This is a genomic window from Streptomyces sp. x-80 (genome assembly GCF_046549095.1).
Lineage (GTDB): Bacteria > Actinomycetota > Actinomycetes > Streptomycetales > Streptomycetaceae > Streptomyces > Streptomyces celluloflavus.
Genome location: NZ_JAJPWM010000010.1, coordinates 82,877 through 97,786, shown reverse-complemented (window position 1 = coordinate 97,786; position 14,910 = coordinate 82,877). Strand labels below are relative to the sequence as shown.

General features: G+C 72.9%; 13 protein-coding genes and 1 riboswitch. Of the genes, 5 read left to right on the top strand and 8 right to left on the bottom strand.

What is annotated here, in order from left to right:
* Window positions 1–59: 59 nt before the first annotated feature.
* The 5 genes from ACLJWH_RS21500 to ACLJWH_RS21480 all read right to left on the bottom strand — a co-directional run bounded on the left by ACLJWH_RS21500 (window position 60) and on the right by ACLJWH_RS21480 (window position 5,139).
* Window positions 60–1,385, bottom strand: coding sequence for a serine hydrolase domain-containing protein (locus ACLJWH_RS21500; protein ID WP_411143363.1), 1,326 nt, complete (start codon window positions 1,383–1,385; stop codon window positions 60–62).
* A gap of 882 nt (window positions 1,386–2,267) precedes the next feature.
* A complete protein-coding gene (locus ACLJWH_RS21495; protein WP_411143362.1) occupies window positions 2,268–2,837 on the bottom strand; it encodes a DUF6344 domain-containing protein in 570 nt (189 codons plus the stop codon).
* A 387-nt stretch (window positions 2,838–3,224) separates the two neighbouring features.
* Window positions 3,225–3,647, bottom strand: a complete 423-nt coding sequence (locus ACLJWH_RS21490; RefSeq protein ID WP_411143361.1) for a DUF5994 family protein — start codon at window positions 3,645–3,647, stop codon at window positions 3,225–3,227.
* A 140-nt stretch (window positions 3,648–3,787) separates the two neighbouring features.
* On the bottom strand, window positions 3,788–4,690 hold the full coding sequence (locus tag ACLJWH_RS21485) for an acyl-CoA desaturase (RefSeq protein WP_411143522.1): 903 nt from the start codon (window positions 4,688–4,690) through the stop codon (window positions 3,788–3,790).
* Window positions 4,691–4,875: 185 nt separating this feature from the next.
* Window positions 4,876–5,139: a hypothetical protein gene (locus tag ACLJWH_RS21480; RefSeq protein WP_411143360.1), complete on the bottom strand. Its 264-nt coding sequence runs from the start codon at window positions 5,137–5,139 to the stop codon at window positions 4,876–4,878.
* A gap of 284 nt (window positions 5,140–5,423) precedes the next feature.
* Between ACLJWH_RS21480 and ACLJWH_RS21475 the strand changes: the two genes are divergently transcribed.
* Window positions 5,424–5,879, top strand: coding sequence for a tellurite resistance TerB family protein (locus tag ACLJWH_RS21475; RefSeq protein WP_411143359.1), 456 nt, complete (start codon window positions 5,424–5,426; stop codon window positions 5,877–5,879).
* A 93-nt stretch (window positions 5,880–5,972) separates the two neighbouring features.
* Here ACLJWH_RS21475 and ACLJWH_RS21470 read toward each other — a convergent pair whose 3' ends face one another.
* Window positions 5,973–6,548, bottom strand: coding sequence for a TerD family protein (locus tag ACLJWH_RS21470; protein ID WP_381674801.1), 576 nt, complete (start codon window positions 6,546–6,548; stop codon window positions 5,973–5,975).
* A 470-nt stretch (window positions 6,549–7,018) separates the two neighbouring features.
* On the opposite strand from ACLJWH_RS21470, the gene ACLJWH_RS21465 reads away from it, so the two are divergent.
* The 4 genes from ACLJWH_RS21465 (at window position 7,019) to ACLJWH_RS21450 (ending at window position 10,516) form a co-directional block, all read left to right on the top strand.
* Window positions 7,019–7,441 (top strand): BlaI/MecI/CopY family transcriptional regulator, encoded by a 423-nt coding sequence (locus ACLJWH_RS21465; protein WP_411143521.1) that lies wholly within the window; start codon window positions 7,019–7,021, stop codon window positions 7,439–7,441.
* Between the two features lie 3 nt (window positions 7,442–7,444).
* Window positions 7,445–8,410 carry a M56 family metallopeptidase gene (locus ACLJWH_RS21460; RefSeq protein ID WP_411143358.1) on the top strand — a complete coding sequence of 322 codons (966 nt, stop codon included), beginning with the start codon at window positions 7,445–7,447 and terminating at the stop codon, window positions 8,408–8,410.
* 213 nt (window positions 8,411–8,623) lie between these two features.
* Window positions 8,624–8,872, top strand: coding sequence for a hypothetical protein (locus ACLJWH_RS21455; RefSeq protein ID WP_411143357.1), 249 nt, complete (start codon window positions 8,624–8,626; stop codon window positions 8,870–8,872).
* Between the two features lie 306 nt (window positions 8,873–9,178).
* Window positions 9,179–10,516 (top strand): LCP family protein, encoded by a 1,338-nt coding sequence (locus tag ACLJWH_RS21450; RefSeq protein ID WP_411143520.1) that lies wholly within the window; start codon window positions 9,179–9,181, stop codon window positions 10,514–10,516.
* 33 nt (window positions 10,517–10,549) lie between these two features.
* On the opposite strand, the gene ACLJWH_RS21445 is transcribed toward ACLJWH_RS21450, so the two are convergent.
* Entirely contained in the window at window positions 10,550–10,822 is a 273-nt protein-coding gene (locus ACLJWH_RS21445) for a DUF1876 domain-containing protein (protein ID WP_411143356.1), read from the bottom strand.
* A 210-nt stretch (window positions 10,823–11,032) separates the two neighbouring features.
* A complete protein-coding gene (cobN, locus tag ACLJWH_RS21440) occupies window positions 11,033–14,692 on the bottom strand; it encodes a cobaltochelatase subunit CobN (RefSeq protein ID WP_411143354.1) in 3,660 nt (1,219 codons plus the stop codon).
* A gap of 53 nt (window positions 14,693–14,745) precedes the next feature.
* A riboswitch (cobalamin riboswitch) is annotated at window positions 14,746–14,818 on the bottom strand.
* Window positions 14,819–14,910 lie beyond the last annotated feature (92 nt).

Below are 14,910 nucleotides of genomic sequence, written 5' to 3'. Positions count from 1 at the left end.
TCGCGGGCGGGACGGCGTACGGGGCGGTGGCGCCGTCCGGTGGCCGGTGGCCGGTGCCGCTAGACGCGTTGTGCGCGCCGTCCGGTGACCTGGATCTGGTCGATGCCGCCGGTCCGCGGGTCCTCAAGGAAGCGGCCGAGGTAGACCATGCCGCCGTCGGCCAGCTCCCGCAGGGTGAAGCAGAGCCCCTCGTGGACCGTGATACGGGCGAACGGCTCGCCGTCCAGGCGCAGCGTCAGCTCGCCCCCGTCCCCCGGGCCGACCAGGTATTCGGTCTCACCGTTGACATAGCGGCCCAGGCAACCAGGGGGCGCCGGGATCTTCTCCCGGGGGTCGCGGAAGGCGGAGTACGCGTAACTGGCCACGTCCAGGCCGAGTTCCCGCAGGTCCTCCAGAAGGCTCTCCCACATCGCCATACCGGTGTGGGCGTTCGTGGTCAGCGCGACGACGGTGCCGCCCGCCGGGTCGACCCGCAGATGGCAGGAGGTGCCGTCGGCGGTGCCGTCGTGGCCGGTCCAGTACGCGCCGTCGTCGGCGCGGTACAGCGACAGGCCGAGTCCCCAGCCGTCGGCGAGTCCGAACGGTTCGGCCCCTGGCACACCGACCCGCATCCCGGCCAGCGCGTCCGGCTCCAGCAGACCCGGCACGCCGTCCGCGTCGTCGGTGTGCAGCAGGCCGAAGGCCAGCAGGTCCAGGGCGCTGAGCGCGAGCGCCCCGGCCGGCGCCTCGATGACGGGCAGCGTCTGACGGACCGGCACCGCACGGCCCGGCGCGGTCCGGGCCGCGTGTCCGGGGACATACGGCCGGTCCGAGGGACCCGCGATATAGGCGGGCTCGATGTCCAGCGGCCGCAGCAGAAAACTCTCCAGCGCCTCCCGCCAGTCCATCCGGGCGGCCTTCTCGGCGAGCATGCCGATGACGGTATAGCCGACGTTGGAGTACGAGAACGACGAACCGAACGTCCCGATGGGCTCCATCCGGGCGCAGTCGGCAAGGTAGCCGCGGCGGGTGGCGCCGGCCAGGCTGTCGGAGTCGCGGCCGGGCGGCAGTCCGCCGCTGTGGCTGAGCAGCTGGCGCAGCGTCGTCGCCTCGCCGAACCGGGCACCCGGCACCCGTAGCTCGGTCAGGACCTCGGCCACCGGGGCATCGAGTTCCAGGTCGCCGTCGTCGACCAGCAGCATGGCCAGCGCGGCGGTGAACGCCTTGGTGATCGAACCGACCGGGAATTTGGCGTCCCCGGTCACCGCCACGCCCCCCGCGGTCGTTTCCTCACCGAACACGAAGGAATGGCTCTCGCCCTTGTGGTGCAGGGCGAACTGCCCGCCCGGAACACCGTGTTCGCGTGCGAGCGCGGGCAATCGCCCGGACAGCTCTTCCACGTTCATCTATTCCCCCTGAAGGCACCGGCGGCGCACCGGGACGGTGGCGCCGCCATTGCCTGCTTTACCCGTACTGGTCCCGTGGCCGCGCGGAACGGGCACGCTGTCCAGGGCAGGACGGTCCGGCCCCGGCACGCCCTGTCCCGCCCAGCGGGCCTGCCCACCCACCTTCGCCTCGCGCCGGTCCGGCGCGCCACCTTCGTAAGCTGACGCGAAATGAGCGGGGTGGCGACGGACGGGACGGACCGTGCCGCGCACTGGCGCTACGTCCCGTCTTCCGGGTGGCGAAAACTCCACCACGCACCGCTCGAAGCCGCCGTGCGGGTCATCGCCCGCGACGGCGCCGGCGCGGGGGGCGAGGGGCGACGGGCCCGTCCAGGAGGCCCCGTCCAAAGTACGTCGTACAGAAAAAGTGACAGCCGGTCGTCCCGCTTCACAAGGCCGGACTCGTCCTGGCGATCGCCGGTGGCGCGCGGAGGCTCCGTTCGCGCTGCTGGGGCTCGACAAGAAGGCGAAGAAATAGCGACGCAATGCGGGATCCGCGGCGCGATGCGGGATCCGGGACGCAATGCGGGATCCACGGCGCGCTCGGCGTGTCCGTATGCCTGGGCCCGGCGGCACATTCCGCTCGGAATAAAATGGAGTTACCCGTAAATGACGTTACCGGTAAATGAAGTCACTGGAACATCCGCCGCATAGGGCAGTTCTCGTCTCGTATCTTTCCGTGGTCCACCGGGAAAAGCACCGGGACCGCTCGCGTGCCCTCGTTCACCTGGATCAGCTCTCCGGCGCGGAGAGGTCACGCGCCGTTCCGTCCTGACGCCGTCCCCCGCCATCGCGGCCGAGGACACCACGGCCCGCTGTCATGGATGTTGCCGGGCCCGCCGCTCAAGCCGTGCAGTCCGTGTGCTCCCGGCGGCGGGCCGCCGGGATGGCCGGGGGGAGCGCGTCCGGGTGGACGTCGGTGTGCAGCGCGGCCCCGGCGGGGACGGTGTGCAGCGACTCGGCGCCGGTGGCCAGGCGGCTGCGCGAGGTGGGCGAGGAGCCGTGCGCCTCGGCCCTGATGCGCTGTTTGATCGTGGGTGGCAGCTGCGTCGTGGCGGCCAACGACAGGTCGTACGCGCCGAGTTCGTACGCACCGAGTTCGTACCGTGGTGCGCAGATACGGACCGGAGCGGTGCGGGTGGCCACCTCCGGTTCGCGGTCCGGCACGGGGGCGGCGGTGCACGGCTCATGGCCGGTGGTGCGCGGCGCGGCGCCGGCGGTGTCCGCTCCGGGGAGCGCGGCGGGCGGCGCGGCGCTCGTGGCGGCCGACGGCGCGGCGCAGGGGGCCGGCGCGTACCGCGCGGCCTCTCTGCGGGCCGCCGACGCCGGGGCGGAGACGCCCAGTGAGGCCAGCAATCTGCCGAGTACGGCAAGGCATACCGCCCAGAACTTCATGACCTTGGTCGCAGCCACGGCCCCTCGCTTTCGGTAGGGATCTCGCCGGGAGATCCATGAGTGATCCGCACCCGGATCCACGGGTGATCTGGTGCGTTTTCTTATGATGAGTACGCAATGCGAGGATGCGAGGAGCGACGCCCCGGTTCGGCGTTCTTCGGATGAACACCACCCGTACGCAGTAGCCGGACCCTTCGGATCCGTCGCGGACCTGGCCGGATACCCCGGCCAACCGATCGGGTCGCCGCCGTTCCGGACGCGTCGGGCGGGGTGCCACGGGGTGCGCGGCGCGGATTCCCGGGTTATGCCCGTCGGTGTGGCTGATGCCTGCGCCGTCGCCGGTGCCGCGGCAACGGCACCACCTCGCACCGCACCGGGCGCCCCCGCCCGCCGAAGCCCCCCGTCTCAGGCCGGGGTCAGATCGTCGGCGCCGGCCGCGGCGGCGGCCAGGACGCGGACGGCCTCGGGTTCCGGGGTGTCGGGGGGTACGACCAGCAGGTCCCAGCGGCCGTTGCCCGGGGAGACCAGGCAGATGGTGTGCGGGCCCGGCCGTTCGGCGGTCCTGCGCAGCCGGACGACATGGCCGGCGACGAGCGTGTGGCCGGGCAGCGCGGACCACATCGGGCCGTTCACCGTGGCGTGCGTGATCCGCGGCCAGTCGAACGGCAACGCGGCCAGCAGCTCCGGCAGTTCGGCCACGAGATCGGCGGAGTGCGGCCACCAGGCTCCGTCGATGCGCCGCGGGACACCGCGGTTCGGTGCGATGGCCAGACGGGAGACGGGCGGCGGGCCCGGGTGTTCGGGTACGGCCCCGAGAACGGCGGTCATGATGACTCCGTGAGTTGATGGACGGCCCCGAAGGGCCGGAGGAGTACGCGGACCCGGCCCCCGCCCCGTTCCGGCACCGCGGCGCCGGAACACCGGGACACCGGCGCGCCGCGGCCCGTCCCAGGCCGTAGCGGCGTGCCCTAGGCACGCTCCGTTTCGATCCGACGGGTTTCGATACGACGGGCGGCGACCCGGGCGGGGTCGGGCCACCGCACATCCCGTACCCAGCCGAGGCGTTCGAAGAGCCGGATGACGGCGGCGGACGGGTCGAGCTGGCCGCGGTCCACACCGTGCCGGGCGCAGGTCGGGTCGGCGTGGTGCAGGTTGTGCCAGCTCTCGCCGAACGAGAGCAGGGCCAGCGGCCACAGATTGGTCGCCCGGTCGTGCCGCCGGGTGCGGAACGGCCGCTCGCCGATCACATGGCAGAGCGAGTTCACGCTCCAGGCGACGTGGTGCAGCAGGGCTATCCGCAGGAAGCCCGCCCACAGCAGGGCGGTGAGGCCGGCGACCCAGGTACCGCCGATGGCCCAGCCCAGCGCGAACGGCAGCGCGAGGGTGACCACGCAGAGCACCGGGAACGCCCGGCTCACCGCGCGGATGCCGCGGTCGGCGAGCAGATCGGGGGCGAAGTGCTCGGGCGAAGTGGGGTCGTTGCCGAAGAGCCAGCCGATGTGCGAGTGGACCAGGCCGCGCAGCTGGCCGCGGAGGCTGGTGCCGTAGCGGTAGGGGGAGTGCGGATCGCCGGGGCGGTCGGTGAAGGCGTGGTGTCTGCGGTGGGTGGCGACCCAGTCGATGACATCGCCCTGGAAGCTCAGCGATCCGGCGACGGCGAGCGCGATCCGCAGCGCGGGGACGGCGGTGTAGCTGCCGTGGGTGAGGCCGCGGTGGAAGCCGACGGTGACGCCCAGGCCCGTGACGACGTAGAAGACGGCCGCGAGCACGAGATCGGTGGGGCCCACGACGCTGCCCCACAGCAGCGGGACGGCGAGCCCGAGGCCGACGAACGGGGCGATGACGATGAGGGCGGTCACCGTCACATACATCCGCCGGCCGCCGCTCGCCGGGGCCTCGCCGCCGGTGGGGAACGGCGACGTCCCGTCGTACTCCGTGGCGGCGGTACGGCGGGCGCTCGCGTCCGGGGAGTCCCTCACCGGACGGCCGGCCCTGTCGTCGCTGGTCACTGGTCTGCTCGGCTCACTCGCCCTTACCGTGCACCGGCCGGTGCCGCTCACCGGCCGTCGTCGCCCGCCTCGGGGACGTCCGCTCCGGGGTCGCCCGGCTGGGTACGCGGCGGGGGCCCGCCCACGTGCGCCCCGGGGTGGGCGCCGCCGCCGTGCGGCCACTTGCGCATCCGCAGCCGGAACGACGGGAGCAGGGACGCGTACTTGTGCGTGGCGAGCCGGCCGGCCTGCTGGGCGTTGACCCGGGCGATGAAGAGCACGCCCAGGACGAACAGTCCCAGCAGGACGACCACGGTCAACAGGATCTGCATGACGGCCCACCCACCTCACCGGGGCGACGTCTCCACTCACTGGAACGACATCTCCACCGTACTCGCACCCGGCCCGAAATTCCGTCGCTACAGGGGCAATGCCATACGAAGCGGACGAGGCGGAGGCGGCGCCCCCACCGCATCCGCGAGGTTGTAGATTTTACTTCCGCATGACCCACGCATTGCCCAGGCGAATCGCTCCCGCCCTTGGCCCCAGGTCAGGTCCGGTTGCCGCGGACGGCCGCTCGGGCGATGCACGACGCGGAAACGACAAGGAGATCCAGATGGCTCTGTGGGACCGGATCAAGGATTCCGCCCAGACGATGCAGACCCAGCTCGTCGCCAAGAAGAACGACCTCAAGAGCGGCGCCTTCCGGGACGCGAGCATGGCGATGTGCGCCCTGGTGGCCGCCGCGGACGGCTCCATCGACCCGGCCGAGCGCCGGCGGGTCGCGCAGCTCATCGGCACCAACGAGGTGCTCCAGAACTTCCCCGCGGACGATCTCCAGCGCCGGTTCGACGCCTACCTGGACAAGCTGACCGCCGACTTCGACTTCGGCAAGGTCAGCGTGATGCAGGAGATCGGCAAGGTGAAGAAGAAGCCGGTCGAGGCACGGGCCGTGATCCAGATCGGCATCGTCATCGGCGGCGCCGACGGCGACTTCGACAAGACGGAGCAGGCCGTGGTGCGCGAGGTCTGCTTCGCGCTGGACATCACCCCGGCCGAGTTCGACCTCTGAACCGTCTTCCGCACCGAAAAGCCGGAGAGGGGGGTGGCCGCCGCCACCCCCCTCTCCGCTGCCGCGGCGCTCGCCGCGGCGCCGGACTCACCGTCAGACGTTGACCCCGAAGTCGGCCGCGATGCCCGCCAGGCCGGACGCGTAGCCCTGGCCCACCGCGCGGAACTTCCACTCCGCACCGTTCCGGTAGAGCTCGCCGAAGACCATCGCGGTCTCGGTCGAGGCATCCTCGCTCAGGTCGTAGCGGGCCAGCTCCGCGCCGCCCGTCTGGTTGATCACGCGGATGTACGCGTTACGGACCTGGCCGAAGCTCTGCCCGCGGGTCTGCGCCTCGTGGATGGAGACCGGGAAGACGATCTTCGCGATCTCGGCGGGCACGCTCGACAGCGTGATGTTGATGGCCTCGTCGTCCCCCTCGCCCTCACCGGTCAGGTTGTCACCGGTGTGCTGCACCGAGCCGTCGGGGCTGGTGAGGTTGTTGTAGAAGACGAAGTGCTGGTCCGAGGCGACCTTGCCGGCCTCGGTGCACAGCAGGGCACTGGCGTCCAGGTCGTAGTCCGCGCCCGTTGTCGTCCGCACATCCCAGCCGAGGGCGACCGTGACCGCGTTCAGTCCGGGCGCTTCCTTCGACAGAGAGACGTTGCCGCCCTTGGCCAGCGAGACTCCCATGGCTTCCCTCCAGGTGTTGCCTGCGTTCCGGCGATGTCACCCACCGGTATGTCCCCGTGCGATTGCTGGAAATCTACAGGACTGTAGAAGTTGGCGCGGGGAACCGGCCGTCCCGCGCGACATCGGCCGGCGGCGGTGGCGCGCGCCCGCGCCCGCCCCGGACCCACGCCTGCCTGCGTGACACCGGCCGCGTACGGACGGCCGGTACCGGACCGCGAGCGCCGCACGGCCCGCGCCCCGGCACCTCCGGGCCGTAAAATGTCCGGGTGCCCCGGCCTCACGGGGCACCCGGCGCGACGGGAGGCGACGGTATGGGCGGGCACCCCTTCGGCGAGACCCCCGGCGATTCCGCCGGCAGTTCCCCCGGCGAACCCGCCGGCACATCCTTCGGCGGACCGTCCGGCGACCGCCCCGACGATTCCGCCGACGACGCGGGCCGCGACCGCGCCCGCCGGCGCGGACAGGGCGAGCTGGAGGCCCAGGTGCTGGCCGCGCTGCACCACGCGCCCGGCCCGGCCACCGCCGCCTGGGTCCAGGAACGGCTCGGCGGCGACCTCGCGTACACCACCGTGATGACGATCCTCTCCCGGCTGCACGCCAAACAGGCCGTCACCCGCGAACGGGCCGGCCGCGCCTACGTCTGGACCCCGGCCGCCGACGAGGCCGGGCTGGCCGCGCTGCGGATGCGCCGCGTCCTGGACGGCGAACCGGACCGCGACGCCGTCCTGACCAGCTTCGTCTCCACCCTCTCCACACACGACGAAGAGCTGCTGCGCAGCCTCCTCGCCGCCGCCGGCCCCGCATCCGGCCGCGCGCCCGGCCCGGCCCGCCGCTCCCCGGGCCACCACCCCGCCACCGGCCACCGCCCCTCGGACGAAGCGCGCGGAGGCTGAGCGGTGGGCGTCTTCGTGTTCCTGCCGCTCGTCCTGCCGCTCACCGCGCTGCCGATCGCCAGGCTCGCGGCACAGCACCTCCACCCGCGCGCCACCACCCGCCTGCTGACGCTGCTCTCCGCCGTCCTCGGCCTGTGCAGCACGCTCTGCCTGGCGCTGCTGGTGGTGGTCGGTACGGCCCAGCTGCCCGGCAACCCGCTGCCCGACGGCTGGTCGGACCCGGAGGTACGGGCCGCGGTGCCGTTCGCCGAGATCGCCGGTACCGCCGCGATCGCCGCACTGGCCGCCGCGCTGGCCGCCGGCGGCACCGCGGTGCGCCGGCACGGCCGCGTGCTGACCCGTACGCACCGCGCGCTGGACGGCCTGCCGCCCGGCGCGGACCCCGCGGTGCTGCCGGACGACGATCCGTACGCGTACGCGGTGCCCGGCACCCCCGGCCGGCCCGGCAAGCCCGCCCGGCCCGGCCGGATCGCGGTCTCGCGCGGCATGCTGCGCAGCCTGGACGACGCCGAACGGCAGGCCCTCTTCGCCCACGAGCGGGCCCACCTGAACCACCGTCACCACCGCTACCTGCTCACCGTACGGCTGGCCGGCTGCGTCAACCCGCTGCTCCTGCCGCTGCGTTCGGCGGTCGCGTTCAGCACCGAGCGCTGGGCGGACGAGGAGGCCGCCCGGGTCGTCGGCGACCGGCTGCTGACCGCCCGCGCGGTGGGCAAAGCGGCACTGATCACGCGCTCCGCGCGCCTGCCGGAACTGGCGCACTTCGCGGCGCCCGAACCGGGCCCCGTACCGCGCCGGGTCGCGGCGCTGCTGGCGCCCGTACCACCGGCCCGCGGCTGGCCGCCGGCGCTGACCCCGGTGGGCCTCGCCGCCCTGATCGCCGCCGCGGGCACGGCCGCCTCCGCCCTCTCCTCGCTGAACTCGGCGGTGGCGCTCTTCCTCGTGCTGAAGGCCGCGACGCCGCTGTGAGGGCGGTGGCGCCGCCCTACGGACGGTGGCGCTCCCCCGCCCACGATCTACACCCCGGTGCGATCATTCGTCCCCGTATCCCGCCGTCCCCCCGTACTCTGTGACCCTTCACCACTGTGACCCGTCGCACATGGACGAACTTCTACAGCGTTGTAGAAGCTGCCGGTACAGTTGCGCGGACCACATGCGCAACCTGCGCGGCCGGAGGGGGAGATGGCGACGAGGTGCGGACTCCTGACCTGGGACTGCCCGCCTCCAGAAGCGGAGGTGCGATGGGTCTATCAGCCCGTGGAGGTCCAATACCCGGACGGAACCTGGGAAGTGGGCCGGATCAGCGCCTGGTGGACGGACGACGCGGACATCCTGTGGTGCCGGCTGCGCACCCCGTCCGGCGGTGCCCGTCCGCAGTGGACCCGCTACGACCCGGAAGCCGTACAGCTGCTCCCCAGCACCGGTATCTGACCCGGCCGCGCTCCGCGCCGCGGTGCCGCCCGCACTTTTCCGCCTCTCCCGGAACGTCTTCGCCGGCACAACCGTCTTCCCCGTCAGCACCGCTGCCGCCCGCGGCCGACGATGCCGCTCCCTCTTCCGCGAAGCACCTGAACCACCAGAAGGACCAGAAGGGCCACCGGCGTGCATGACAGGCAGACGACTCGACGGGCCAACCCCACCTCCGGCCCGTCCCGCCGCAAGGCCGCGGCTCCTTCCCGCAAGGCGGACCGCAACTCCCGTGCGGCCGGCGGCTCCCGTAAGGCGGGCAAGGTGCGGATGACCCGCCGCGGCCGCATCCTGGCCTGGACCGGCGGTGTCCTCGGTGTCGTCCTGCTGGGCGCGGGCGGCACCGGCTTCTGGGTCTACCAGCATCTGGACGGCAACATCCAGGGCGCGGACGTCGGCAGCCGCCTCGGCGGCGACCGGCCCGCCAATCTCAGCCCCGGCTCCAAGAACATCCTGGTCGTCGGCTCCGACAGCCGCGCGGGCATGGGCGACAAGTACGGCAAGGGCCTGGAGACCATGCAGTCGGACACCCTGATGGTGCTGCACATCTCGGCCGACCGTAAGTGGGCGACCGCGGTGTCCTTCCCGCGTGACTCCTGGGTGCAGATCCCCGCCTGCGACCGCGGCGACGGCACCAAGTCCAAACCGCACCACTTCAAGATCAACGAGGCGTTCTCCATCGGCGGCCTCAGCGGCGAAGTCGCCAACGCCGCGGCCTGCACCATCAAGACCGTCGAGAAGAGCACCGGACTGCGCATCGACCACTTCACCTCGGTCGACTTCCAGGGCTTCAAGGGCATGGTCAACGCCCTGGACGGGATAGAGGTCTGTCCCAAGCAGGCCATCCACGACGTCAAGGCGCACCTCGACCTGGAAGCGGGCTGCCAGACCGTCAAGGACGAGAAGGCCCTCGGCTACGTCCGCACCCGCTACAGCGTCGGCGACGGCTCCGACCTCGGACGGATCGGCCGCCAGCAGGAGTTCATGAAGGCCCTCGCCGCCAAGGCGCAGTCCAAGCTCACCAGCCCCGGTGACCTCTACGGCTTCCTGGACTCGGCCACCAAGTCCATCACCACCGACAAGGAACTGGCCGGCCTCAAACCGCTCTACGACCTCGCCGCGACCGTCAAGGACATCCCCCAGGACCGTCTCACGTTCCTGACCGTCCCCAACTACCCGCGCGAAGCCGACATCCCCACCGACAAGGCCAACGTGGTCTGGCAGTACCCGCAGGCCGGCGACCTGTTCAGCGATCTCGCCCACGACCGCGAGGTCGGCGAGGCCGGCAAGAAGAAGTTCGAAGAGGCCGCCAAGTCCCCGGTCACCGCCCGCTCCGTACGCCTGCACGTGCTCAACGGCACCGACGGCAAGGGCCGCGCCGCCATCGCCGCCGGCGAGCTGCGCAAACTCGGCTTCACCGTCGTCTACACCGACAATGGCAGCCGCACCGAGAAGACCCTCATCACCTACCCCGCCGGCCTCAAGACCCAGGCGGAGATCCTCGCCGCCCGCCTCCCCGGCACCAAGGCCACGGAATCGGCCGACGCGGCACCGGGCGTGGTGACGGTGACGGTGGGGTCGGACTTCTCCGAGCTGCTCGGGAGCTGAGGCGCCCGCCGCCCCCGGAACGGGGCGGCGGCGTCAGGGGCGCAGCCGCTCGACGGGTTTGTGGGTGTGCGCCTCGATGTCGTCCGCGGCGGCGTTCAGCAGCTGATGGCTGAGGTGGGACAGCGCCCGTGCCACCGCCAGCTCGTCCCCGATGGCGGGGACGTTCTCGTCCGCCGGATTGCACAGGGCGGTCCCGTTGCCGACGAGCGGTGCGCCGTTGGCGCCGCTCAGCCGGGCCTCGGCGGAGACCTCGCTGTCGGTCTCGGTGATGTCGATCTGGGCCTGCCAACTCTTGGTGCCGGTCACCGGAAGCCTCCTCGCGCAGCGCGTACGGTGCCCCCCTGAAATCGTCGCACCAAGGCAGGCGGGCCACATCCGGAAGCCTGACCGTGACCGCGCGGTCACGGGGTGAGCCGGGGCCGGCGAGGGGCCTCGCCCCATATCCGCCACCCCGGCGCCCTCGGGACGGCCCCGGCCCGCCGGACCTGCCGGGCCCGGCCGGAGCGGCCCCGCCCCTCAGTCCTGCCCGTCCCCGTCCTCGCCCTCCAGCTCGCCCTCCGTCTCCAGGAACGCCGTACGCAGCGCGGCCAGCGTCGCCGCGTCCGGCTTCTCCCACATACCGCGGGATTCGGCCTCCAGGAGGCGTTCGGCGATGCCGTGCAGGGCCCAGGGGTTGGCCTCCTGGAGGAAGGCGCGGTTCTCGGGGTCGAGCACGTAGGTCTGGGCGAGCTTGTCGTACATCCAGTCGGCGACGACGCCGGTGGTCGCGTCGTAGCCGAAGAGGTAGTCGACGGTGGCGGCGAGTTCGAAGGCGCCCTTGTAGCCGTGGCGGCGCATCGCCTCGATCCAGCGGGGGTTGACCACGCGGGCGCGGAAGACCCGGGAGGTCTCCTCGACGAGGGTGCGGGTGCGGACCGTCTCGGGGCGGGTGGAGTCGCCGATGTACGCCTCGGGGGCGGTGCCCTTCAGCGCGCGGACGGTGGCGACCATACCGCCGTGGTACTGGAAGTAGTCGTCGGAGTCCGCGATGTCGTGCTCGCGGGTGTCGGTGTTCTTGGCGGCGACGGCGATCCGCTTGTAGGCCGTCTCCATCTCGTCCCGGGCCGGGCGGCCTTCGAGACCGCGGCCGTACGCGTAGCCGCCCCAGACGGTGTAGACCTCGGCGAGGTCCGCGTCGGTGCGCCAGTCGCGGCTGTCGATGAGCTGGAGGAGGCCCGCGCCGTAGGTGCCGGGGCGGGAGCCGAAGATGCGGGTGGTGGCGCGGCGTTCGTCGCCGTGCGCGGCGAGGTCGGCCTGGGCGTGGGCGCGGATGAAGTTGTCCCCGGCCGGCTCGTCCAGCCCGGCGGCCAGCTGTACGGCGTCGTCCAGGAGGCCGATGACGTGCGGGAACGCATCGCGGAAGAAGCCGCTGATACGCAGGGTGACGTCGATACGGGGGCGGCCCAGCTCCGCGAGCGGGATCGGCTCCAGGCCCGTGACGCGGCGCGAGGCGTCGTCCCAGACCGGGCGGACGCCGAGCAGCGCCAGCGCCTCCGCCACATCGTCGCCGGAGGTCCGCATGGCGCTGGTGCCCCACAGGGAGAGGCCGACGGAGGTGGGCCAGTCGCCGTTGTCGGTGCGGTAGCGCTCCAGGAGGGAGTCGGCCAGCGCCTGACCGGTCTCCCAGGCCAGCCGGGAGGGGACCGCCTTCGGGTCGACGGAGTAGAAGTTACGGCCGGTCGGCAGGACGTTGACCAGACCGCGCAGCGGCGAGCCGGAGGGACCCGCCGGGACGAAGCCGCCGTTGAGGGCGTGCACGGCGTGGTCGATCTCGTCGGTGGTGGCGGCGAGCCGGGGCACCACCTCGCGGGCCGCGAAGGTGAGGATCGCGGCCACCGGCTCCCGCTGCTCGGCGGGGAGCGCGGCGGCCAGCGGCGCGACGGCGGACTCGTCCCAGGCGGCGTCCTCCATCGCCTGGACGAGGGCGCGGGCACGCTCCTCGGTGTCGTCGGCGGCGGTACGGGTGGCCGCGGACTCGTCCAGGCCGAGCGCCTCGCGCAGACCGGGCAGCGCGGAGGTGCCGCCCCAGATCTGCCGGGCGCGCAGTATCGCGAGGACGAGGTTGACCCGCGCCGCACCGGTCGGCGCGCCGCCCAGGACGTGCAGCCCGTCGCGGATCTGGGCGTCCTTGACCTCGCAGAGCCAGCCGTCGACGTGCAGCAGGAAGTCGTCGAAGCCGTCGTCCTCCGGGCGGGCTTCGAGGCCCAGGTCGTGGTCGAGCTTGGCGGCCTGGATCAGCGTCCAGATCTGGGCGCGGATGGCGGGCAGCTTGGCCGGGTCCATCGCGGAGATCGCCGCGTACTCGTCCAGGAGCTGTTCGAGGCGCGCGATGTCGCCGTAGGACTCGGCGCGGGCCATCGGCGGGACGAGGTGGTCGACCAGGGTCGCGTGCACCCGGCGCTTGGCCTGGGTGCCCTCGCCCGGGTCGTTGACCAGGAAGGGGTAGATGAGGGGGAGGTCGCCGAGCGCGGCGTCCGGACCGCAGGCGGCGGAGAGGCCGGCGTTCTTGCCGGGCAGCCACTCCAGGTTGCCGTGCTTGCCCAGGTGCACCATCGCGTCGGCGCCGAACCCGCCGTCCTCCTGGCCGGCCGCGATCCACCGGTAGGCCGCCAGGTAGTGGTGCGAGGGCGGCAGATCGGGGTCGTGGTAGATCGCGATCGGGTTCTCGCCGAAGCCGCGCGGCGGCTGGATGAGGATCAGGAGATTGCCGCGGCGCAGCGCGGCCAGGACGATATCGCCCTCGGGATCGCGGCCGGGCTCCCCGGCGCCGCTCGTGTCGAGGAACATCCGGCCGGGCGGCGGCCCCCAGTGCTCCTCCACCGCCTCGCGCAGCTCCTGCGGCAGCGTGGCGTACCAGCGCTTGTAGTCGGCGGCCGGGATCCGGACCGGGTTGCGGGCCAGCTGCTCCTCGGTGAGCCACTCCTGGTCGTGGCCGCCCGCCTCGATGAGGGCGTAGATCAGCTCGTCGCCGTCGCCGGAGGCGAGGCCGGGCACCTCTTCGGCGCCGAAGTCGTAGCCGTCCGCCCGGAGGCGGCGCAGCAGCGCGACGGCGCTGGCCGGGGTGTCCAGACCGACCGCGTTGCCGATCCGGGAGTGCTTGGTGGGGTACGCGGACAGGACGAGCGCCAGGCGCTTGTCGGCGGCCGGGATGTGGCGCAGCCGGGCGTGGCGGACGGCGATCCCGGCGACCCGGGCGGCCCGCTCGGGGTCGGCGACGTACACCGGCAGCCCGTCCTCGTCGACCTCCTTGAAGGAGAACGGGACGGTGATCAGCCGCCCGTCGAACTCGGGCACCGCGATCTGGGAGGCGGCGTCCAGCGGGGAGAGCCCCTCGTCGTTCTCCGCCCAGGAGGCGCGCGAACCGGTCAGGCAGAGCGCCTGGAGGATCGGTACGTCCAGGGCGGCGAGCGCGCCCGCGTCCCAGGACTCGTCGTCCCCGCCGGCCGACGCCTCGGCGGGCCTGGTGCCGCCGGCCGCCAGGACGGTGGTGACGATGGCGTCGACCGGCCGCAGCGCGTCGATCAGCTCCGGCTCGGGGGCCCGCAGCGAGGCGACGAAGAGCGGCAGCGGACGGCCGCCGGCCCGCTCGATCTGGGTGCAGAGCGCGTCCACGAAGCCGGTGTTGCCGCTCATGTGGTGGGCGCGGTAGTAGAGCACGGCGATGCGGGGGCGGGGGCCGGTCCCGTCGGCGTCTTCCGTAGCGGTGGGCCGGGCCAGCTCTCCCCAGGTCGGGGCGGGCGCCGGCGGTTCGAAGCCGTGGCCGGTCAGCAGCACGGTGTCGGACAGGAAGCTCGCCAGCTGGCCGAGGTTGGCCGGGCCGCCGTGCGCGAGGTAGGCGTGCGCCTCGGCCGCGATGCCGACCGGGACCGTGGACGCCTCCATGAGCTGGGCGTCGGGCGCCTGTTCACCGGTCAGGACGACGACCGGCCGGTCCTGCGCGAGCAGCACGTCCAGGCCCTCCTGCCAGGCCCGGATGCCGCCGAGCAGGCGGACGACGACCAGGTCGGTGCCGTCCAGCAGCGCGGGCAGCTCGGCGAGGTCGAGGCGGGCGGGGTTGGCGAGCCGGAACGGCACCGGACCGGCGGCCGCACGGGCACTGAGCAGGTCGGTGTCGGAGGTCGACAGCAGCAGAATCATGCGGCGTCATGCCTTCCTCGGGGTCCGCGCCCCGGGCGGTGTACGGACGGCGGGAGTTCCTGGCTCGCCCGGTGGTGGCCGGGTTCACAGTGGCGGGACCGCGCCGGATTCTCACCGGGCTTCCTCCCTGGCGCCGTCGCTGGCGTCCGGCGGGTCAGCCGACCCGCCGACCTGCATAGTAAGGGCTGCGTCCAGCGCGTGGGAGCCCGCCCACGGAG

Coding starts and splice junctions, on each gene's coding strand:
- ACLJWH_RS21480 (WP_411143360.1), bottom strand. CDS start 5,139: ATGCAGATCCTGTTGACCGTGGTCGTCCTGCTGGGACTGTTCGTCCTG.
- ACLJWH_RS21500 (WP_411143363.1), bottom strand. CDS start 1,385: ATGAACGTGGAAGAGCTGTCCGGGCGATTGCCCGCGCTCGCACGCGAA.
- ACLJWH_RS21475 (WP_411143359.1), top strand. CDS start 5,424: ATGGCTCTGTGGGACCGGATCAAGGATTCCGCCCAGACGATGCAGACC.
- cobN (WP_411143354.1), bottom strand. CDS start 14,692: ATGATTCTGCTGCTGTCGACCTCCGACACCGACCTGCTCAGTGCCCGT.
- ACLJWH_RS21450 (WP_411143520.1), top strand. CDS start 9,179: ATGACCCGCCGCGGCCGCATCCTGGCCTGGACCGGCGGTGTCCTCGGT.
- ACLJWH_RS21485 (WP_411143522.1), bottom strand. CDS start 4,690: ATGTATGTGACGGTGACCGCCCTCATCGTCATCGCCCCGTTCGTCGGC.
- ACLJWH_RS21455 (WP_411143357.1), top strand. CDS start 8,624: ATGGCGACGAGGTGCGGACTCCTGACCTGGGACTGCCCGCCTCCAGAA.
- ACLJWH_RS21490 (WP_411143361.1), bottom strand. CDS start 3,647: ATGACCGCCGTTCTCGGGGCCGTACCCGAACACCCGGGCCCGCCGCCC.
- ACLJWH_RS21470 (WP_381674801.1), bottom strand. CDS start 6,548: ATGGGAGTCTCGCTGGCCAAGGGCGGCAACGTCTCTCTGTCGAAGGAA.